Origin of the sequence: Lederbergia sp. NSJ-179 (genome assembly GCF_022867885.1) — a bacterium.
Classification (GTDB): domain Bacteria; phylum Bacillota; class Bacilli; order Bacillales; family Bacillaceae_C; genus Lederbergia.
In genome coordinates this window covers 15924-38442 of sequence record NZ_JALIFP010000039.1, presented here as the reverse complement: position 1 = coordinate 38442, position 22519 = coordinate 15924, and the positions used below count along the sequence as shown (strand labels likewise).

17 protein-coding genes are annotated in these 22519 nt (G+C 40.6%); 11 read left to right on the top strand and 6 right to left on the bottom strand.

Annotated elements, in window-relative coordinates:
- Positions 1-44 precede the first annotated feature (44 nt).
- Positions 45-1178 carry a GerAB/ArcD/ProY family transporter gene (locus MUB24_RS19430; RefSeq protein ID WP_244707048.1) on the bottom strand — a complete coding sequence of 378 codons (1134 nt, stop codon included), beginning with the start codon at positions 1176-1178 and terminating at the stop codon, positions 45-47.
- The gene (locus MUB24_RS19425) at positions 1168-2682 is read right to left on the bottom strand and encodes a spore germination protein (RefSeq protein ID WP_244707046.1); all 1515 of its coding nucleotides are present in this window, start codon (positions 2680-2682) and stop codon (positions 1168-1170) included. Before MUB24_RS19425 ends, MUB24_RS19430 begins: the two co-directional genes overlap by 11 nt.
- Positions 2683-2876: 194 nt before the next feature.
- On the opposite strand from MUB24_RS19425, the gene MUB24_RS19420 reads away from it, so the two are divergent.
- Positions 2877-5588 carry an MBL fold metallo-hydrolase gene (locus MUB24_RS19420; RefSeq protein WP_244707044.1) on the top strand — a complete coding sequence of 904 codons (2712 nt, stop codon included), beginning with the start codon at positions 2877-2879 and terminating at the stop codon, positions 5586-5588.
- A gap of 104 nt (positions 5589-5692) precedes the next feature.
- The gene (locus tag MUB24_RS19415) at positions 5693-7156 is read left to right on the top strand and encodes a protein adenylyltransferase SelO (protein WP_244707042.1); all 1464 of its coding nucleotides are present in this window, start codon (positions 5693-5695) and stop codon (positions 7154-7156) included.
- A 173-nt stretch (positions 7157-7329) separates the two neighbouring features.
- On the opposite strand, the gene MUB24_RS19410 is transcribed toward MUB24_RS19415, so the two are convergent.
- A complete protein-coding gene (locus MUB24_RS19410) occupies positions 7330-7599 on the bottom strand; it encodes a hypothetical protein (RefSeq protein WP_244707040.1) in 270 nt (89 codons plus the stop codon).
- A gap of 401 nt (positions 7600-8000) precedes the next feature.
- On the opposite strand from MUB24_RS19410, the gene MUB24_RS19405 reads away from it, so the two are divergent.
- The 3 genes from MUB24_RS19405 to gntK all read left to right on the top strand — a co-directional run bounded on the left by MUB24_RS19405 (position 8001) and on the right by gntK (position 11755).
- Positions 8001-9080, top strand: coding sequence for an AI-2E family transporter (locus MUB24_RS19405; protein WP_244707038.1), 1080 nt, complete (start codon positions 8001-8003; stop codon positions 9078-9080).
- A 58-nt stretch (positions 9081-9138) separates the two neighbouring features.
- Positions 9139-9954 (top strand): S1C family serine protease, encoded by an 816-nt coding sequence (locus MUB24_RS19400; RefSeq protein WP_244707036.1) that lies wholly within the window; start codon positions 9139-9141, stop codon positions 9952-9954.
- A gap of 271 nt (positions 9955-10225) precedes the next feature.
- Positions 10226-11755 carry a gluconokinase gene (gene gntK, locus MUB24_RS19395; protein WP_244707055.1) on the top strand — a complete coding sequence of 510 codons (1530 nt, stop codon included), beginning with the start codon at positions 10226-10228 and terminating at the stop codon, positions 11753-11755.
- Between the two features lie 151 nt (positions 11756-11906).
- On the opposite strand, the gene MUB24_RS19390 is transcribed toward gntK, so the two are convergent.
- The gene (locus MUB24_RS19390) at positions 11907-13451 is read right to left on the bottom strand and encodes an ABC-F family ATP-binding cassette domain-containing protein (protein WP_244707034.1); all 1545 of its coding nucleotides are present in this window, start codon (positions 13449-13451) and stop codon (positions 11907-11909) included.
- Positions 13452-13995: 544 nt separating this feature from the next.
- Positions 13996-14859: a 23S ribosomal RNA methyltransferase Erm gene (gene erm / locus MUB24_RS19385; RefSeq protein ID WP_244707053.1), complete on the bottom strand. Its 864-nt coding sequence runs from the start codon at positions 14857-14859 to the stop codon at positions 13996-13998.
- A 689-nt stretch (positions 14860-15548) separates the two neighbouring features.
- Between erm and MUB24_RS19375 the strand changes: the two genes are divergently transcribed.
- On the top strand, positions 15549-15797 hold the full coding sequence (locus MUB24_RS19375; protein WP_244707032.1) for a YkuS family protein: 249 nt from the start codon (positions 15549-15551) through the stop codon (positions 15795-15797).
- 115 nt (positions 15798-15912) lie between these two features.
- On the opposite strand, the gene MUB24_RS19370 is transcribed toward MUB24_RS19375, so the two are convergent.
- Entirely contained in the window at positions 15913-16128 is a 216-nt protein-coding gene (locus tag MUB24_RS19370) for a hypothetical protein (protein ID WP_244707030.1), read from the bottom strand.
- A gap of 481 nt (positions 16129-16609) precedes the next feature.
- On the opposite strand from MUB24_RS19370, the gene MUB24_RS19365 reads away from it, so the two are divergent.
- The 5 genes from MUB24_RS19365 (at position 16610) to MUB24_RS19345 (ending at position 22187) form a co-directional block, all read left to right on the top strand.
- On the top strand, positions 16610-17992 hold the full coding sequence (locus MUB24_RS19365; RefSeq protein ID WP_244707028.1) for a sulfatase family protein: 1383 nt from the start codon (positions 16610-16612) through the stop codon (positions 17990-17992).
- A gap of 436 nt (positions 17993-18428) precedes the next feature.
- Complete coding sequence (locus MUB24_RS19360; protein ID WP_244707026.1) at positions 18429-18794, top strand: sensory rhodopsin transducer; 366 nt, start codon at positions 18429-18431, stop codon at positions 18792-18794.
- 24 nt (positions 18795-18818) lie between these two features.
- Entirely contained in the window at positions 18819-19841 is a 1023-nt protein-coding gene (locus MUB24_RS19355; protein WP_244707024.1) for a Gfo/Idh/MocA family protein, read from the top strand.
- On the top strand, positions 19841-20656 hold the full coding sequence (locus MUB24_RS19350) for a sugar phosphate isomerase/epimerase family protein (protein ID WP_244707022.1): 816 nt from the start codon (positions 19841-19843) through the stop codon (positions 20654-20656). The genes MUB24_RS19355 and MUB24_RS19350 overlap by 1 nt, the downstream gene beginning before the upstream one ends.
- A 115-nt stretch (positions 20657-20771) precedes the next feature.
- Positions 20772-22187 (top strand): sulfatase family protein, encoded by a 1416-nt coding sequence (locus MUB24_RS19345; protein WP_244707020.1) that lies wholly within the window; start codon positions 20772-20774, stop codon positions 22185-22187.
- The last annotated feature ends 332 nt before the right edge of the window (positions 22188-22519 follow it).

Sequence of the window (22519 nt, the reverse complement as noted above, 5' to 3'; positions counted from 1 at the left end):
TGTCGATACCAATATTTTACCAAAGAATAGGGTGTTTTTTGTGTTTACTTAATATTTTTTTCAATCAAAAGCCAAGTATGGCAAGGAGTTATGAGTATTTTTTTACTCCGAAACTTGAGAGATATAAGTAAAAATAAAATCGGTAGACCTATAGCGAAAGGAAAAACAACAAAGTTATTATAAATCCTGGATATGGTTGCAATCTCATAGGTTTCATGAAAAGTCAGGGCTAACAAAAAGCATATGCATGCAGCTATAATGACGTAATTTCTTACTTTATTTGAATTCATGACCGTTGACAGCCCCAAGGAGGAGGCATAGATCGTATTCATGAATGCGGTGGCCGCCAAGACAATCCACATGGACGTAAACAGCAAATCCGGTCTTTCCACAATTCTAAAAGAAAACGACTTGATTAAATATAAAACAGGTTCAGGTAGAAGCCTAAATTCTTCCGGACTAAAAAAGAGCAAACTCGTTAAGACCAGAAATGAATAAAAAAGTGTGATAAAGATATTGGCAATCGTTGCCGCTTTTATTACGCCTTTTTTTTTCGATTGAACAAAAGGATAGATGATTAGCAGTAACTCGAATCCCTGAAATGCGTATAGACCGCGCTCCATTCCCTGAATAATCGGCAGGACTCCATTTGTTCCGATGGGTAAAATAAATGTAAGGTTTGCATCTTTTAAGGCGTAAGCCGATAAGCCGATAAATCCGATTAAAACAATGGTGGAAAGAAAAAAGAACCGGGCCATAAGTTGCAGATTTTCTTTTACAATATAAACCGCTGTAAACACCATCAGCAAAAGCAAGATCCATTTGGGTGTCAGTGGCATCATCCAAGCTTTGAGGATATAAGCAAATTTTGCCAGTATCATGCCTCCAATGGCAATAAAATACATACTATATAGGATGACGAACATTTTTCCGATCCATTTTCCAAAGAGAGATTGGACAATACCGTACAAATTATTTGAAGGAAAACGGACCATTAACGCTCCGAATAAAAAGATCATGATTTGAATGAAGGCCCCCGTTAACAAAACAGATATCCACCCATCTCCTTTTGCCTCCATAAAAACATCGAAAGGCAAAGTAATCACACCTACTCCTACTTGGCTGTGGATTAATAAAAAGATCAACTGGAACTGAGTGATTTCTTTTTTACCGATCATTTTTCTGCCATTCCCTTGATTTCCCTTGTTTAACCGGCTTTTGCGGTTTCACACCTATCGGACGACGGTGCATTGTCCAGATTGGAAAACGGACAATGGCATCCTTTAAATTTTCAACATGCAAGGGGGAAAAAGGCGCGATATACGGTGACCCAAAGGATTCCAATTTACACATATGGATGACGATGATCATAAGAGAAAATACAATACCGACAAATCCGAGTGTGGCTGCGGCAATCATGACTGGCAGCGAAAGAATGCGGACTGTGTTTCCCATTTCGTAAGAAGGGATACAAAATGACATGATCGCAGTTAAGGCAATAACAATGACCATTATGTTTGACACCAGGCCTGCATTGACTACCGCATCCCCGATAATAAGCCCTCCGACAATGCCGATCGTCTGGCCAATTGGCGACGGAAGCCTGACCCCCGCTTCCCGTATTAATTCAATGGTGATGGCCATGATGAGTGCTTCAAAAAATGGTGGGAACGGAATGTTTTCAATTGAGCCTTTGACAATTGTTACCATATCATAGGGGATAATTTCAAAGTGAAAGCCGACAACAGCAATGTATATAGCTGGAAGCGTGAGCGCCCCCCAAAAACTAAATAATCGCAGCAAACGGAAAAAGGATCCCCCGTAAAATCTGATATTGAAATCATCAGGAGTTTGAAAGAAGGAAAAAAATGTGACGGGCACAATCGACACATCAGAGGATCCTTCACTGATAATGGCCACCCTTCCCTCCATTAAATGAGCCTCTAGCCGATCAGGTCTTTCCGTAAACAGAATTTCTTGGAACGGGGAAAACGGATGACCTTCAATACATTCCTCAATATATCCCGGACTGAAAACCATATCGGTTGAAATCGATTCAAGCCGCTTTTGAACCTCCTCAACGACCGATGGGTTTGCAAGCTCACTCATATAGATCATTGCTACGTTTGTATGCGATTCTTGTCCCAGTTTAAAATATTTAATCGTTAGCTGGCGATTGTGGATACGCTCCCTAACCAAGTTTAAATTAACATCGAGATTTTCTATAAATCCCGTGTGTGCTCCTCGGACGACCTTTTCATTATCAGGTTCCTCAGGCGTTCGAGGATTTACTTGAAGGCAATTAAATAAAAAACACTCGGTGCCGCCCTGGAAGAAAAGGGCACAATCGCCTTTTAACAAGGAAGATACAATCTTATTGAGGTCCTTCGTCTTACTAAATTCCGGATTTGTTATCAGTTCCTCGACATTTTGTTGATCAACGGCTTCCGACAAGGGATGTAGAAAGCTTTGTTGAAATATTTCCGTGTCTACCAATGTTTCCAGGTAAATAATGATTCCAGGGACTTCTTTATACGTCACTTCCCGGGTTTTCAAATCATCTGTATTGAATAATGCTTTGCAAATATATTGCTGATTTTCCTCGATAGTGGAATAGATCGTGTTCGTTTTTTCATTTGAATTTGTTTTTAAGGGTTTTCCCTTTTTCTTAAAAAAAGACATGGTCATGGCTCCACTCAACTTCCTGTAATATTAGTAGAAGTATTTGCAATGAATACGTAGTCTATTCACAAAAGTCGGGGGGATCAGTCATGCAGTAAATATCTGGGGTTCAACTACTCACTCCTTAAAACGCTAAACAAACTAGAGTTTTTAAGCTATAATTTATTCTAGATCACAATAGGGGAGGAGAAGCAATGAAGATAAGCGTTTTAGGCGGTGGAAGTGAAGTTGGAGCTTCCTGCTTGCATCTGCAAATGGGGGAAACGAACCTATTGATCGATGCGGGGATGAGGATGCATGGAGATGATTTACTGCCGGCACTTGGGATGTTAGATGGACTAGGAAGTCCCGATTGTATCCTTGTTACCCATGCCCATGCGGATCATATTGGAGCGTTGCCAATTGTTCATTCGCTATTTCCGTCTGTGCCCATTTACGCAACACCGCCGACAGCCGATCTGATGAGGGTAATGATGAAAGATGCGTACAAAATTATGGACCAACGGGCCCAAGTGACGAACAGTTTAGCGCCTTATACAATAGAACAAGTGAATGCCCTGCTTGATTCACTGCTCCTTTTTCCTGCGAGCGGAAAGTTAAAAGTAGGAAATCTAACGATTACAAGTTATCGCGCAGGGCATATACTAGGAGCTGTGATGTTTCTGATCGAAGGGGAGAGCGAAAGTGTGTTTGTCACAGGGGATTTGAGTTTTAAAGCAGGCCGGACCATTCCAGGTGCACAAGTGCCTCACGACATTCACCCAGATATCATGATTATGGAATCAACATACGGAAACCGGGTCCATACAGACCGACATACGGAAGAACGCCGCCTTGCGGACGATGTTTCAGAAGTGATTGCAGGGGGAGGCTTTGCCTTGATTCCTGCCTTTGCGCTTGGACGAGCCCAGGAGGTTTTACTTGTTTTACAAGATTATATGGATAAAGGGCTTATTCCTGAGTTTTCTATTTATGTAGATGGCCTTGTGACGCCAATTAGTAGGATTTATAAAAATTACCCTCATTTCTTGAAAGGTCCTGTAGCCCATCGGATTCGCCAAAATGGAGATGCCTTTTTAACAGAAGGAAGATGTAAAGCGGTAGAACCAAAGGAACGGGAAGCAATTCTGAAGGGAAAGCCAGGTTGTATCGTGGCCTCATCTGGGATGTTAACAGGTGGTGCAAGTGCTTGGTATGCCGAACGGCTCGTATCCGGAGAAAAGAATGCGATCTTCATTACCGGCTATCAAGATGAGGAAAGTCCTGGAAAAAAACTACTTGATCTTGCGGCTGGTCTTGAAACGACGCTTGAAGTGAACGGAACAAACTATGAAGTAAAATGTAAAGTAGGGAAATACGGCTTATCAGCCCACGCGGATGCGAATGAAATGGATCGCTTTGTCCAAACTTTGAAGCCTACTTATACATTGCTTGTTCATGGAGATGATGAGGCGAGGAGTAAACTAGGTGAGCTGATTGATCCGCGATTCAAGCCGATTTTGACTGAGAATGGAGAGACCTATCCTTTTGAAAAACGTCGTTCAGGGAAAGGACTTAAAGGAAAAAGATATCAAGTAAATAATAAGAACAGGCTTTTAAAAGAAAAAATCGGTCATCTCCTTCTCTATCATGCGGATGATGGGCAAACGGCGAAACTTGCAATCTGTACAGGTTTTCACCCGAAGACGAATGTCCTGATCTGCCAGACAATGAAGGGAAAGCAAGTTCGCCTTCAGCTTGAGCAAATAGCCGATTTTGCAGGGCCTTGGAGTGGTCCAATGGATGAATTGGTCGATGCGGCGGATGAAGTGTTCAGCTTTTCTCGTCCATTTCTTGAAAAATTGGATTGGGGCATTCTTCCTGAGCAAGGGTTGACGATGGAGGAGATTTGTGATCGGCTTCAATTGGTTGAGCTCAAAGATCGCTTAGCTGTAGCATTGGCCTTACAAAGCTTCCCGCCCGAAAGGAAAATAAAGCAAGAGGATGGAACAGTTTGCTACATGCTGGATCAAGCCATAAAGAAAGAATTAGAACAGTTCAGACTATCGATTCAAGCGATGAAATTGAATCCAGCGGCTGCAATGGAGCGCACGAGAACACTTTTAGCTGAGCATCCACGCTTTGTCCGCTGTGGAATGAATCATTTAGGGACAAAAGACGAACAATTGATGATCTACTTTGATTTTCCGGATGCGATTCAGGCAAAGGAAAGAGAGGATTTAGCGACATATCTAAAAGAGAAAACTGGGTGGGATATTGGCTTTTCTGACTCTGTCCGTCAAGATCTTTTGCAACAACTTATTTTACATGTATTTGGTCCTGAAGTAGGAACTCCGTCGATTCATTTACATGAGCGCAACGTTTCCTTGCCAATTGAGAAGGCGGATGATTTGGATCAGAAAATCTCCCATTTCGAAGAGACAACGGGTTTTCAATTAATGTTTAGAAATGGGGAAAATATAGTCCGTTCATCTAGCGGAACAAATATCTTTCAAGTGGAGGATAGCGGAAAAAAATTAAATCAAACAGAAGTCATCGAAGAAACGAAGCGATGGGCAAAGGATAGAGGGATTACAATTTATAAAGTCAGTGTCAAAGATAAGCTAGTGGAAGTCCATTTTATTTCCCCTGAAATCGCCGCCAGGCATGAGGTGGAATTGGAGGAGCTCTCATGGCGCATTGGTCGGCCTGTCACATATGCGAAAAATCCAAAACAAAATGAAATCATTCGGGTCACTTTAGAATCCTTGCCGCCTGATTGGCAACCGAAGAAAAATCCATCCATCCTTATGGATCGTAAAAAGATCGCAGTGAAGCTTGCAGATCCCCCTGCTGAAAAGGAGACAAAGGAAATTAGTGATAAAATTGAGAAAGAGACAGGGTATTTATTGGAAATCATTCACTAGCGGCGTGGCAACTTTTGGGAGGAATTATTAAAACGGGACTGCTAATATTTTTGTATATACGGGTAAACTAAAAGAAACCTAATCAAGAAACTAAAGGAGCCATTATGACAAAAAGTAATGAAGCAGGGTGGAACTTAGATAACAGTTATGCCCGTCTACCGGAATCGTTTTTTTCGCCTATCAACCCAACTTCTGTGCGCTCACCGAAATTAATAATTTTGAATGACCAGTTGGCAACATCCCTTGGTCTAAACATTCAGGCCCTCCGAACGGAAGAGGGTGTCGCCGTATTTGCTGGGAATCAGCTTCCTGAAGGTGCTTCAGCTCTAGCGCAAGCTTATGCAGGGCACCAGTTCGGACATTTTACCATGTTAGGGGACGGCCGAGCGGTGCTATTGGGCGAACAGATCACACCTCAAGGGGAGAGAAGGGATATACAACTTAAAGGTTCAGGCAGAACGCCCTACTCCCGCGGAGGTGATGGGCGAGCGGCACTTGGGCCAATGCTGCGCGAATACATTATAAGCGAAGCGATGCATGCGCTCCGCATTCCAACTACCCGTAGTCTAGCAGTGGTCACAACCGGTGAACCCGTATTTCGGGAAACCAAGCTGCCTGGTGCTATTTTGACTCGTATTGCTGCCAGTCATCTGCGCGTTGGTACCTTTGAATATGTTGCACAATGGGGCACAGCCCAGGAACTCCGGATCTTGGCTGATTATACGATCAAACGTCATTTTCCAGAACTGGAAGCAGAGGAGCATCGCTACCTTTCACTGCTTCAGGAAGTGATTAAGCGTCAGGCTACACTTATTGCTAACTGGCAGCTTATTGGTTTTGTGCACGGAGTGATGAATACGGATAATATGGCGATTAGTGGTGAAACCATTGACTATGGGCCTTGCGCCTTTATGGATGTCTATGATCCGGAAACTGTCTTCAGTTCTATTGACCGTCAAGGCCGCTATGCCTATGGGAATCAGCCGCCTATAGCTGGATGGAATCTTGTGCGCTTTGCTGAAACTCTACTACCGCTGCTGGATGATAATGAGAAAAAGGCGGTTGAACTCGCACAGAACGAAATTTCGGATTTTCATACATTGTATCACACCCATTGGCTTGCGGGAATGAGAGCAAAATTGGGATTATTCAATGAAGAGACAGAGGATGAAGCTCTTATTCATGATCTCCTTGATATGATGAAGAAATATCAAGCAGACTACACCAATACCTTCCGTGCCTTAACTTTTCAAAGACATAAGGATACGGTTCTTTTCGGTACTCCGGAATTCGAACAGTGGCAAAAGGATTGGCAAACGAGACTAGATAGACAGCAGGAATCGAAGGTCGCCTCTTATCAGTTGATGCAAAGCAGTAATCCCGCCATTATCCCACGGAACCATCGGGTGGAAGAAGCGTTGGAAACTGCAGTGGAGCGTGGCGACTACAGTGTCATGAATAGACTTTTGGCCGTTCTTTCCGAACCCTACGCACACTCTGCCGAACAGGCTGAATATGCCCAAGTGCCTGAATGTTCAACTCCTTACCGAACCTTTTGCGGCACTTGATCAATAATGACTCTACAAATTAAACTCCTTGGAGCGGGTGAGAACGGGTCCCATATCTTTACCGTTCTCATCCGCATCCTATGAGCCCTTCCACATTAAAAAATGCGCCTCTCCTATGAATATGTAGCAAATTTGTGACAATTTAAAAAACGCCCTTGTTGAGACGAGGAACCCTAACGCCTAAATTCCTTTCCATTTAGCAGGATGATGATCACATCATCCATTTTTGCTTGAAGCTTAGAAACCCGCTCATAATAAATATATATAATTGAAAAATAGATGAATCCCGCTGCAACCATCCCTAAACGTAAGCGTAAAAGCATAAGAGGAGTCGTAAAACGACCAAAAATAATGGAAACGATGAATAAACTAATCACGATAATAAATCCGACCATATATAATTTTAACTCCCTTGTCGACATTTGACTATGCTGCTTATTCATGTTGCACACTCCTTAGTTTGTACGAATTCATTATTTTTGTATTCTCGTATTTAACGTATGAATAAAGAGTTTAATTAAGAACCGTGACGATTTGTCCTTTTTTTTGTAAAAGAAAGATGGAACTTGGCAACCTCAAAACCGAATGGCAAAAATCGGAATCAGGGTCAAATGGCTGAACTTTCTTTTGAGGTTAGATTGCGGACTTCGTGGCTGAAATGTTGAACTTTTGGGTAGTATTGCTGAACTTACTTAAGGATGGAATTGCCGAACTTCGGGTATGATTGCTGAACTTTAGGCAGGCAGCATATTGAAATTAAAAATTCATGAAACTTTCTTTCGACATGCCCCGTAATAAACCGTATACTTAAATTATTACGACTTATACGAAAGGACGAGAGAATTTGACGAAGAAGCTATGGTTTCAAGTCGGAGTCGGCTTGTTATTAGCTATTTTAATTATTAAATATTTTATGGAAATCAGCTTTATTTTTACACCAGTGGTGATCATCATTAAAGCGATTATCCTGCCCTTGCTCCTAGGGGGTGTGCTCTATTATATGACCGAACCGATACAACGTTTTTTGGAAAAGCGGAAAGTGCCGCGGTGGGGGAGTATTCTAATCATTTTGGTGGGGCTTGTATTGGTTCTATGGCTGTTTATTGCGATTATTGGACCACCTGTCACAGAGCAGGTGAATAGGCTTATTAATAATGCTCCTGCCCTGGCAGATGAAATCAATGAAGTAAAAGACATGCTATTGCAGCAAAAAAACAATTTACCACAGAACATACAGGATTCCATCAACAGCGCCGCAAACTCACTTCAATCGGTTGCGATGAAATTTGGAATGTGGATTGTCCAATTTTTGCAATCCTTTTTCCAAGCGATGTTCCTGCTTATTCTGGTACCGTTCTTTTTTATTTTCATGTTGAAGGATCATGAAAAATTTGCACCGATTATCTATAATCTCTTTAGTGGAGAACGCCGTAGGTGGATTCAGAAAACCATGAGCGACATTGACAATGTGTTGCGTTCCTACATTCAAGGCCAGCTTTTAATTAGTGCTATCTTGGCGACAATGATTTGGATCGGCTATATGATTTTAGGTCTGGAATATGCTTTACTGCTCGCGATTTTTGCTTTGGTCATGAACCTGATTCCTTTTATCGGGCCATGGATTGCCGTAACACCTGCGGTTATTATTGCTTATTTGCAGGAGCCAAAGCTCGTTATCGGTGTCGCTATCGTTACCTTAGTTGCTCAGCAAATTGACAGCAACTTAATCACTCCGAATGTGATGGGAAAAACCCTTGATATTCACCCGCTCACCGTAATCACGATCATTTTGGCAGCTGGGAATATTGCTGGTTTTCTTGGGATTCTTGTTGCGATCCCGGTCTACGCTGTTCTCAAGGTCATCGTCTACAATATTTACGAACAACGGATACGAATAAAAAGTGCAGCGACAAAGGATGTTTAATGGAGAGCGGCATTCCATGCTGCTTAATAGGCAGGTGTCTATAAGGATGTGGAGATAGATGGGGGAGGAAAAAGAAAACAAACAGAATCGTGCCGACAGTGATTTAATAGAAGAAATCGATGAGGAAGAAATGGCTGAGCTTGTCCGTGAAGCACAGCAGGAGGCATGGCAGAAGTCTGAACAAGAAAAAGTAAATCCAGTGCCTAATCGACGCATACCTAGATGGTCTTTTTGGCTTATATCGATGGTTTTCTTATTCAGCACATTTTCGTTCTTCTTTCAAACGTATTCTATTCCTGCGATTGAATTTTTAAAAGTATCGGCAAAATTATCAAAAGACGAAGATATTCAGTTCTATAAAAAGTCGGTTGTCACGATTACAACCGATGAAAGTAAAGGAACAGGATTTTCCATTTCAAGTGATGGAAATATCCTTACAAATCATCATGTTATTGAAGGACATGAAGAAGTAACCGTTGCCTTCCCAGAAGATGGCATTTTCAAAGCGAAGGTTGTAGAAACCTATCCAGCCATTGATCTCGCATTATTAAAAATTGATGCGGAACAAGTACCATATTTAAAACTTGCCGAGCAACCGACATGGCATAAGGATGATCCCGTTTATTTCATTGGGAGCCCCCTTCGCTTTCATGGGATTGTGAATGAAGGGAAAATCATAGATTCTGTAAAATTAGCAGATTGGGAAGATGAAGTGGTGATGATCAAGGCTCCAGTTTATCGAGGAAATAGCGGTAGTCCTGTCCTCAATGAAGAGGGGCAGGTAGTAGGTGTCATTTTTGCAACGATGGAGCTTCAAGAATATGGAAAGGTCGGTCTTTTTATCCCAATAGAATTGTTTCAAGCCGCCATCTAATCAGTGATAAAAAGGATCAAACATATTTTGTTAGAAGAATACTAGATATTTAGAAGTATGAAACACATATAAAGAAAACAAAACAAAAATAGTTAAAAATAAAAATGTAGTAAAGTAAAAACAAACGGTAGTATTTTGCCTATTACATAGTATAATAAATTACAGGGGTTTTATAAAAATTTTAGTGATGTACACAAAAACTCAGATGGTTTTTGGAATAATCCCATTTTTTTAAAGAAAGCGGGTTTGTATCATGAATAAAAATAAATATATGTTAGGTCTGGACATTGGCACAACGAGTACAAAAGCCGTATTGTATCGGGAAACAGGTGAAATACTAGCGATTGAAAACAATGGGTATGAGTTGTATACGCCTGATAGTGATACAGCCGAACAAGATCCAGAAGAAATTTTTGAGGCGGTCCTATTATCCATTGGTAACGTCATGAAAAAATCAGAAATAGATCCGAAACATTTATCTTTTATTTCTTTCAGTAGTGCCATGCACAGTGTAATAGCGATGGATGAAAATAATCAACCGCTAACAAACTGCATCACTTGGGCTGATAATCGAAGTATAAAGTGGGTAAATAAGATAAAAGAGGACTGGAATGGTCATGAAATATATCTAAGAACCGGTACACCGATACACCCTATGTCACCGCTTTGCAAAATTACTTGGCTTGAACATGACCGCCCTGAAATTTCTCGTAAAACGAAAAAGTATATCGGAATCAAAGAATATGTTTTCTATCAACTTTTTCATCAATATATCGTCGATTATTCGATTGCTTCATGCACGGGAATGATGAATCTAGCGTCACTAGATTGGGACAATGAAGCATTAGCAGTGGCGGGGATTTCAGAAGAGAAATTATCACGGCTAGTCTCAACGAAGGAAATGGTGTCTGGTTGTGACCCGCATTATGCGGAAAAGATGGGAATTTTGCCAGAAACAAAATTTGTGATCGGTGCAAGTGATGGCGTTTTATCCAATATTGGCGTCGGTGCGATAAAAAAAGGAGAAGTAGCTGTCACTATCGGTACGAGTGGAGCGATCCGTACGGTTATTTCAAAACCACAAACAGATCCAAAAGGACGGATCTTTTGTTATGCGCTCACAGAGGACCATTGGGTGATTGGCGGACCCGTTAATAATGGGGGCATGATCTTTCGCTGGATACGGGATGAACTAGCTGCAAGTGAAGTGGAAACAGCGAAACGTTTAGGAATAGATCCCTATGATGTCCTTACTCAAATAGCAAGCCAAGTTCAACCTGGTGCTAATGGTTTATTATTCCATCCATTTTTATCAGGGGAGAGAGCCCCATTATGGAATGCGAATGTGCGAGGATCATTTATTGGGTTAACCTTAAGTCATAAAAAGGAACATATGATTAGAGCGGCTTTGGAAGGGGTTATCTTTAATTTATATTCGGTGTTTTTAGCGTTAATCGAAGTAATGGATGAACCTGTCACCTCATTAAAGGCAACTGGTGGGTTTGCCAAATCAGCCTTGTGGCGGCAAATGTTAGCAGATATATTTGACCGGGAAGTGATCGTCCCAGAAAGTCATGAATCGTCTTGTCTTGGGGCTTGTCTCCTAGGACTATATGCATTAGGGAAAATTGATTCTTTTGAGGTTGTGGAAGATTTAATCGGAACCACCCATAAGCATTTTCCAGATCCTTCCCATACGAAAGCATATCAACAATTAATGCCTATTTTTATCAGTATATCTCGAACATTAATGCAGGAATATGAAAAAATTGTTCAATATCAATCTTCATTCAAGAACTAAATGAACACAACATGTAAATGACATCATGATTGGAGAAGACAGAAAATGCTAGAAGAATAAAACAGCTTCCTTGCATAATAAATCTGCCGTCCTTTACAGGCCTTGATCATATGAAAACAGGGCATGATCTAAAATCATGCCCTGAAGGATACTAAGTCCATGACTCCATATCCCATACTTGTGTCACCCAATCCTGATAAAATTCTGGTTCATGGGAGACAAGAATAATGGTTCCTTGATAATCACGCAAGGCATTTTGGAGCGCAGCTTTTGTGATCGTATCCAAATGGTTGGTGGGTTCATCCAATACAAGCAAATTACTTTCGGCAAGCTGGAGTTTACATAAACGTACTTTGGTTTGCTCGCCGCCACTTAAAGACGCTAGGGGTTGAAAAATATGTTCTGTCTTTAATCCACACCTAGCTAGCTTAGTTCGCACTTCTTTTTGCGTTAAATCAGGAAAATCAGACCATATTTCTTCCAATGCCGTTTGTTTTCCGGCAATCCGGGATTCCTGAGAAAAGTAGGCAGGTTTTACGCGGTCCCCAAGTGACACAGACCCACGCAGTGCTGGTAATTCTCCTAACAACGTTTTCAAGGTGGTGGTTTTCCCAATCCCATTATGGCCAATAAGGGCAACTTTTTCTCCACGTTCCAGTTTTAAGTGAACAGAAGAAAACAGGGCTCGGGTATAACCAATATCAAGGTCAGTGGCTTCGAGCATAAATCTTACTGGCTGTTCAGACACGGAAAAGGAAAACACCGGTTGCGGAGGAGCACTGGGCTTTTCTATGCGTGTCATTTTTTCCAGTTTCTTTTCTCGGCTTTTTGCTTGCTTCGCTGTAGAAGCTCTCGCTTTATTCTTTTGTACATAGGTTTCTAATTTTTGAATTTCCTCTTGCTGTCGCTCATATTGCTGGTGAATTTGTTGTTTCCGCAGCTCATACGCCTTTGTAAATTGTTTATAGTTTCCCGTATAACGGGTGAGCTGTTTATGCTCTAAATGATAGATAACATTGACGACCGCATTCATGAAAGCTGTATCATGTGAAATAAGCATAAACGCATGGGGATAGTCCTTTAAATAGTTCTCCAACCACGCAATATGGGCGGTATCCAAATAATTTGTCGGTTCATCAAGCAAAAGTACGTCTGGCTTTGACAATAGTAATTTTGCCAGTAACAGTTTCGTTCGCTGACCACCGCTAAGATTATCGACATCTGTATCCAATCCAAGTGAGGTCAACCCTAAACCTGCCGCAACCTCTTCAATTTTTGCATCAATGCCATAGAAGTCTTCCTGTTCTAATTTTGTCTGCAATCGACTGTATTTATTCAATAGCTTATCAAGCTGTTCTTCCGTCTCGTTGGCCATTTGTTCTGTCAGAGAGATCATTTCCTGTTCTGCTGCAAATAAATCTTGAAAGGCACCTTGCAAATAGGTCCGCAAGCTTTCGCCAGCCGTTAATTGAATATGCTGTTCTAAATTTCCTCTTTTGGCAGTTGGCTGCCAAATAATTTTCCCTGAGTCAGGTAACAATTGACCGGTTATAATCTTGAATAAAGTTGACTTTCCGGCTCCATTCGCACCGACAAGGCCAATATGTTCTCCCTTTAACATTCGAAAGGATACATCACGTAAAACAATTTTATCTCCATAGCTATGGGTTAATTCATTCACTTCTAAAATACTCATCATTATTCTCTCCTTAAATTGCCAAACACAAGAGAGAAGCAGAAATTCCCTATTATTAAAGAATAAAAAAGGGCAGAGCGAGATATCCGCCCTGCCAGCATCTATGAAGGCCGCCTCAATAAGACGGCTTTATCCAATAGAAGAGAAAGCTTTCAGGTGTTTTATCCGCTGTTCGAAGATGTTCAAAAAGTCCGGTAAAAATGACACTGCGAATTTCTTCGTTGGCTTGTTTCTCCGCTGCTCATGTATTTAAAAGCATACATTCCGCTGCTCGAAACTGCGCCGCCTCGAACTTCTTGGTCCTTTTTATCCTCCTTTTTGAACACGCTCTGTTCGCAACTTGTGTTTGGCTTGGTTAAAAAAGGGCATACGTATCCCGTCCTCAAGCACAAACAAGTTGACGCACAGCAGATAATAACATGGATAAAGCTCCCTCCTTCTGTCCAAATAAAATAATGATTTTATTATAACATTTTCTGCCTCCCTTTGCAAAAAATAGATGGATATAATGGTTTATATCACGAATAAAGATAGCAGCAAATCCCTAAAAACGTCTCTTTTTTCTATTTTTAACTTTAGGCCAATAAGGGCGCCCGACATACTGCACCATTGTTTTAAAAATCAATCCCCATTGCCTTTCATTAAGTGTGCCTATTGGGGTTCCATGATCTATGTTTAAAAATCTGCGTAAATGCTTCATTTGTGGAGCTGTAAAGATACCATGCAAAGCCATTTCAATCGGAAGTTGCGGCTTTTTTAAAGCATATTCAGCCAGTCCAAGGAAAGCAGTGGAATCTTTAGGCGCAATGATCGGCTCCTTTTTTCGAATAATTTTAATCATCGCAGAGTCTACTTTGGGTGGAGGCGCAAAATTGTTTCTTGAAATTCCTTTTAGATAGTAAATATCAAATGACATTCGCCATGCTAATACATAGGCATCCTTCACGCGTTTTGCCGTAAAACCCTTTGCTGCCCCTTTTTCCATAACAATAATGCCTCTCTGAAAACTATTGGTCGGGTTATTCAAAAGCTTTTTCATAATAGCTGTCGTAAGCGAATAGGGAATATTGGACACAACGACAAATTTTTCTTTTGGTAAATGAATGTTCATAATGTCTTGATGAATAATTTTCGTATTGGGAACATCAGCCATTTTCCTTTGGAGAACACCCACAAGTTTGCCATCATATTCCACTGCTAAGACTTTCCCTGCTTTCTCGGCTAATACCGCTGTTAAAGCTCCTTTTCCAGCCCCTAATTCTAAAACCGTATCTTCTGAGGATAGTCCAGCGCGACCGACCATTTCTTTGAGCAATCTTTTATTATGGATAAAATGTTGTCCCAAGAAATTAGGAGGTTCGCCACGACTTAATTTTTTGTTGCTATACTTATGCATTTTTTTCGTCATCATTTTCATCCCTTCAAAATAAATAATCACAGATCAACCACCTGTGATTAGAGTAAAGGGAAGAAGCCCTCATTTATTTATAAGGGTGTAAATGTAAAAATGACCGTTGCACATAACCTTTAACATAAAAGCGAAAAGAAATAGGGAATTCAAAAAATATTTTTAAATTCGTTACAATTCTGATTCTTATGACTCCATTTTTTACAGCAAAAAATGACATAAAAAAAGAAAGGCAGAGAGATCCACCTTTCCTCCTATCTAAATGAAGGTTGTTAAAAATGGGCAGACTGATCCCGTTTACTCTGCACACAGGCAGAGACTTTACGCACTATGAAATTAGCGGCATAAAGTTGAAAAACGCAATCTAATCCAAATAATCCCCATTCTTTAACAACCCTCCTAACGTTATTTGTACGCTCCCATTTTACACAGTTATGGGGTGAATGTAAAGGCATTTTTCTGAATTCATCTTTTTTAAATCTCGGACGGAAAAAATGATTGTAATCAGTTTGCTTTTCTTTAGTGTCTCAGAATTATTATTTGGCCTTGGCCAAGTACTGAAAGTGCTGTTTATTTCCCGGGTGCTTGGGTTACAGCATTAGGCAAAATGGTAATTGGCAGGAAAAGGAGTATTTAATTTTTTTCTGGGAAAACTATACCTCCTGATCATTTTTTAATAAAAAGGGAAGGTGTTTAAATTGGCAAGAATAGCTGTGGAAACTCCACTTGAAGATGTAAAACACGCTTTGGAACAAAAAGGGCATGAAGTGTTCATGTTTACCAATGAAGAAGAAGCGAAAGGCTCCAATCTTGCGATCGTTCGTACTTTAAATGAAATCGATGCAGATGCCAAACAATTCGAATTTCCTTTTGTCAGCATGGAAGGAATGTCTGTCGAAGAGATTGTGGAAGAAGTTGAAGAAAGATTGAATCGATAAAGAAAGGACTGGCTCTAAGTAAAGGTGGAGCCGGTCTTTTCCAAAGTTTTTAAAATAAAAATGAAAAATAGAACTCAGTGAGGCCTCTTCAACTTACAAGCTTTCATTTCTCTATTCAAACAGGTTTTCTTCTCAAAGTCCGTATCGCTACTTCGTGTTCGCCTAAAAGCTCATGAATGGATTTTTGATCTTCTTGAATCTCTTCTACCTTATGCTTGGTTTCAAGAACAGCTACTTTAATGGCTGGGATATCAGCAACTTCTTCCTTGGTGGCCAAATTAGCAATATCCTCTTTGGTAGCCATATTAGCGATATCTTCCTTTGTAGCCATATTGGCAATATCCTTTTTAGTGGCTATATTCTCTTCTATATTGGTTATTCTTTGGTCAAGTTCTTCTAGTTTCTGAAGGATTAAGTCCAGTTTATTCTCCAGTTGATTTCACCACCTTTTTTGTGGAAAGTTCCATGTATTTTATAGCTTTAAGAATGATAAAATGCTTAGGCTAAATCTTCTTATATTATAGCATGTTTCCTCGAAGAAAAAGGATGAATTTTATCGTTTTGTACGGGGAACGACCATGTTAGATCGTCCTTCAGAGTGAGATAAATACTACGTTTTGAGAATCGTTACTCCGAATTATTCATGAATATTCAATGGACATGTCCAACAATACTGTTCCTTTTAATTTAGAGAAAAACCAAAGCGTTTGGTACGATAAACCAAAGAAAATGTCTTAATTGACCACGATTTTTCTGAAGTTCATTAGTAAAATGGATAGATAATGATCTGTTTTTATACGAGGAGGCACGACATGAAAATTATTTTTATCTCGCTAGATACGTTAAGGGCAGATCGGCTTGGGTGTTATGGTTACCCGCTCCCGACCAGTCCCTATATGGATAAAATCGCAAGTGAAGGCGTTCTGTTTGAGAACGCCTTCGCATCAGATATCCCTACGGAAGCAGCGCATACGAGCATTTTTACCGGAAAGGTAGGATTAACAACGGGGGTTGTTTCCCATGGAGCTTCTACGACCTACTTACCTAAGAACCAGCCATGGCTGCCAACGATTTTGAAAAAAAACGGGTATACGACAGCGGCTGTTGACAATTTGTATAATTTAAAAGAGTGGTTTGCAAGAGGGTATCGTTATTATATTAATTCGAAACAAGCGACAAGATGGATTGATGGTAAAGATATTCATTCATTGGCTAAGCCATGGATCAAGGAGCATAAGAATGAAGACTTTTTCCTGTTTCTTCATTATTGGGATCCGCATACTCCCTATTTGCCACCTAAGAATTATATCCCTTCATTCTATGATCAAACTAAAGATCCATATAACCCCACGAATAAAAGTATGGAACCTGCCTTTAACCATGCTGCTTACCCGTTTTTTAAATATCATCATTATGACCTGCTAGGAGATATTACAGATACAGATTATGTAAATGCTTTGTATGACGCGGAAATTCGCTATTTAGATGATTTATTAAAAGAATTAGATACGTTTTTAGAACAAGAGGAGTTAAAAGAGGATACTTTATTACTCTTATTTGGCGACCATGGAGAAAGTCTAACAGAGCATGATATCTACTGGGATCACTGTGGTTTGTATGATCAAACGGTTCATATTCCCATTATTATGCGTTGGCCTGGGCAAATCCCCGCCAATAAAAGAGTTCAATCCCTTGTTCAGCATGTGGATATCATGCCGACCATACTAGAATGGTTGCAGCAAGATATTCCGGATGATTTGGATGGAAAGAGTCTTATACCATTGATAGCAGGAACAAGAGACGAACATCATCAAGAAATTTTTCTCAGTGAATGTGCCTGGCAAGCAGCAAGAGGGATTCGTACCGAACGATTTAAATATATTGAAACCTATGATTCCGGACCATTTACCCGCCCACCAGCTGAACTTTACGATTTGCAAATAGATCCCGATGAAACAACGAATCTAGTGAACTCTCTCCCACATCAAGCACAGATTTTCCAGAAACGCTTGCATAACTGGGTAAAGGGGAAAATTTGCGAGCGAGAGGATCCCATGAAATATGTACTAAGGAAAGAAGGGCTCCCCTTTAAACGAAGGATCCAAAAGGTCCTAGAAGAATATGAATTGACCTGGGATGAGTGGAAGAAAAATCCTACGAGAGAACGCATTGATGGGTATGCAAATAATCCTTAAAAGATATCTTTATCATGGTTAGAGAATTTATTTTGGAAACTACGGGTTGGATAAGGACAAAGTTATTGAAATACAGAGAGAAATGAAGGAATAGCAGGAATGAAGTATTTGTCATTGAAGTGCAAGTATAGGAATTCTTAAATGAAATACAACAAAGTAGGCTAACCGTTTATGAAGCGGTTAGCCTAAACTCGTTATACGAGCATTCATTATTTCTGCCCCCAATTTAAATCCTTGCCTGGTCTAACGCCGACAGATATAAACGGCAATGTTTCGAATGATCAATTCACCAGCAAAATGTCCGAATTGACCATAAAATTGGCAGAATACACAATGAAGCGTTGAAAAAAAATCGTTAATATGTAGATAACCCAAGAAAAAGAATGGTATAGTTTCGTAAACGTTTCCTAATTATTGGAATTGGAGGGATGATAGCTTGATAGGGAAAAAGACGTGGTTGATACCGGATGGGTTTTTACAACCGAAAAGTACTGGAGATCAAGTGAGTCATGAGGCGGTTTGTGTATTAAATGTAACGGGAGAAAAGGCGAGGATTCAGCTTTCTTTCTATTTTGAGGATCGGGATCCAATGGATTCTTTCTTTGCAGAGTGCGGTTCCAATCGGACTCACCATATTCGATTAGATCAATTAAAGGATCAAAATGGTGAAGAGGTTCCGAGAAATGTTCCTTATGCGATCAAAGTGGACAGCGATGTCCCGATTATTGTCCAGCATAGTCGTCTAGATACTTCACAAGAAGCATTAGCTCTTTTTACAACGATGGGTTATCCCGTCGAGTAAAATAAATCGGAGAAGGGTGATTTCATGACATTAAATGTAGCAATTGTTGGTGTGGGGAATATTGGCAATACGCATGCCCCTGTTTGCATGGAAAATCCAGATACTGAGATTGTGGCAGTTTGTGACATTATCAAAGAAAAGGCAGATAAAGCGGCCAAACGATACGGTGCAAGAGCTTTTTACAGTGTCGAGGAAATGCTTGCAAGTAACATTCGTCTAGATTTAGTCAGTGTCTGTACAAAGGGAGAAGAAAATGGAAGTGAGCATTATGCGCCAACAATGGAATTACTAGAAGCAGGGATTCCTGTATTAGGGGAGAAGCCGATCTCCAATAAACTGGAAGAAGCGAAGGAAATGGTGGAACTTGCGAGGGTTAAACAAATTCCTTATGCGGTCAATCTGAATCATCGATTTACCCCGGCGGCTGAACGTGCCAAATCATGGATAGAAGCGGGCCGCTTAGGGAAAATTCACATGATTAATATGAGAATGTGGATTAATAATCCTGCCGAAAGCTCACCATGGTTCCATCTTCGCGCTTTACATCCTCATTCGTTTGACGTCATTCGTTATTTTTGTGGTGATGTCAAACGGGTAGCCGCCTTTATGATGAAAGGGGAAGGGCGGACGATTTGGTCGAATGCCCAAATCATTTTGGAATTTGAAAATGGAGCAATCGGAAATCTTGTCGGTAGTTATGATGCTGGTCCAAGTTATGGACTAGAGCTTTGTGAAGTGGTTGGATCGAAGGGACGTTTTGTATTGGAAGATGCTTGTGAGCATTTAACTTTCTATCCACGAAATAGTATTGAAACGGAGAAATATAGTTATTTGGGTGGTATGCGTGCCTTTCCGGAAACATTTAAAAGTCGCATCAATTCTTTTGTGGATCAGCTCCATACAGGTGTTAGTCATGACCAGGTGAATGGTTCTGGGGAAGACGCATTGAAAGCGCAAACGATTATTGAAGCAGCGATACGTTCATGGGAGACTGGGACCATTGTTAATGTGAAAGATCTCGAACGAATTCCGGGAGGGATAAAATAATGAAACTTGGTGTGAATTCTGTCTTATTCAAAGACTTTGATTTTGCTACGGCTGCAAAGCAGATTGCTCGTTGTGGATATGATGGTGTGGAGATTGCTGCCATTAAGGGAATGTGTGAACATCTCGAACTAGATCGTTGGCGTGAACAAGCAGCAGAATTAAAAGCGATTGTGGAGGATAATGGATTAGAATTTTTATCAATGGAAGTAGCTTCTCTCGATGAAGAGCGCTTGACGAAAGCTTTTGAAGCCGGGGCTGAACTGGGGATTCCGATTATTAATGTAGGGCCCGGCGGAAAATCGGGGGATGAAGACAGCTTGCTCCATTCGATTGAAACACTTCGCTCCTTATCGAAAAAAGCGGAAGAATATGGGGTCACTCTATGTGTGAAGGCACATGTAGGGCAGGCCATCTATAACACACCTACAACTTTACAAGCAATGAACGATATTGCGTCGCCTGCTTTTGGAATCGATATGGATCCTAGCCATATTTATCGCGGAAATGAAAATCCGGAAGATGAACTGCCAAAAGTGTTAAGTAGAATGAAACATGTGCATATTCGTGATTGTAAAGGCCGAACAGCCGGACCTGGAGATATTCAAAACCAAGCATGTGGACGTGGAGATATTGATTTATTCGCCTACTGCAAGGCATTAGTAGATGGAAATTATGATGGACCGGTATGTCTTGAAGTAATCGGTGCAAACCAACATTCTTTAGCGGATGTTTCCATTGTTGCGGCTGAAAGTTATGGGTATTTAAATGCCTGCTTACAGGCTTTAGGTGCACGAGAGAAAATGGTAAAAGAGTAAGAGAGATTGTCCCATCGGATCGCTTTTTCGAACAGCGGTCTGTTCACGAGATGAGAAAATGGGAAAAGAGTAGGGGAGTGTGAACAACTCCCTTTTTAAAAGGAGATGGTGAACCATGAAAAAGCCCAATATTATTATGTTCGGAATTGATAGTCTCCGTAGGGACCATATGAGTGCTTACGGTTATAAACGCTTAACAACTCCACATATTGATAAATTTGCAAAAGATGGCGTATTATTTGAAAACTATTTTAGCCCAAGTATTCCCACCACACCTGGCTATGCTTCTATGTTAACGGGGATGGATTGTTTTGGAACCGATGTGGTTGCATTACGCCATAAAGGCCCATTAGGGGACCATGTACAAACTCTTCCAGAAATACTTGAGGAAAATGGCTACCAAACAACCTGTGTCGGATTCACTGGTAATCCATCTTCCCGCGGTTTTCAGAAATATCTCAATTATGAAGGATGGGGGCCAGATGAAACGGGAAAAAGTCGCAAAGCAGAGCATCTAAATCAGGTAGCGATCCCTGAATTAAAGAGATTGGTAGAAGAGGATCAACCATTTTTCTTATTTATGCGTCATATGGATCCTCATTCACCTTATTTACCACCACAACCGTTTGATCGTATTTTTTATGATGGAAATGAGTGTGATCCTGCGAATACGTCTTTGGATAAACTAAAAAACTTTAAACCATTCGCGGATTATATCACTTCATGGTTGCCAGAAGGTTGTACAGATGCTGACTATGTGGATGCGCAATATGATGGCGCCATTGCTTATATGGATGCCTGCATTCAAAATATTTTAACAACCGTGGAATCCCTAGGGATTGAGGAGGAAACCTTAATTATTATTACATCTGACCATGGGGAAACATTGAATGAACATGAATGTTGGTATGATCATCACGGACTCTATGAACCTACTCTTGTTGTTCCGTTAATTCTTAAATTTCCCGGAAAATTGCCTGCGGGGAAGAGAGTGGAAGACATTACTTTGATCAAGGACTTAACACCAACCATTTTGGAGTTACTTGATATTGAAACAGATATTTCGTTTGATGGACAAAGTTTACTCTCACTCGTGAATAACGATAACCAAAGTTTTCAAAAAACATCTGAATTTTATATTACGGAATGTACGTGGATGCGCAAGCACGGTTGGAGAACGCCGGAATGGAAATTAATTCGTTCCTTGGAACCAGATATTCATTTTAAGCCTGAAGTGGAACTCTATAATATTTTTACTGATCCACTTGAATTAAATAATCTAGCGGAACGAGAACCAGAGATGGTGAAAACATTGACGGAAAGAATGGAGGCCCATATTGCAAAAAGAGAGCATGCGACAGGAAGAACAAATCCCATGTATACGAACCTGCAGTGGCATGGCCTAGATCAAGGCCCTTTTAAAACCTCTCAAGAAGCTTATGATTCTATGTATATTGGTTCGATCGAAACAGCACAGGATTTGCAAGCAAAGGACAAGGATGAGGAAAAAGCAGATGAATCGAAAGTATAGGGAAGATCATCCATATCGCGAATAAACTGAAAATAACGCGCAGAATCCGGTTCATGACGCCTGAAAAGGGTGAGGAAAGAAAGATTGGGTCGTTATGAAGTGTTCATAACGACCGAAAAGGGTGAAGGAAGATCAATTGGGTCGTTATAAAGCGTTCATAACGCCCGAAAAGGGTGAGGAAGGATCAATAGGGTAGTTATGAAGCCTTTATAACGCCCGAAAAGGGTGAGAAAACGATAATTGGGTCGTTATGAATAGCGCACGTCTCGCAAACGAATCAGAAACAACACAAGAACAGGGAAGACTCACAAATAAATCGCCAAAACGAGTAA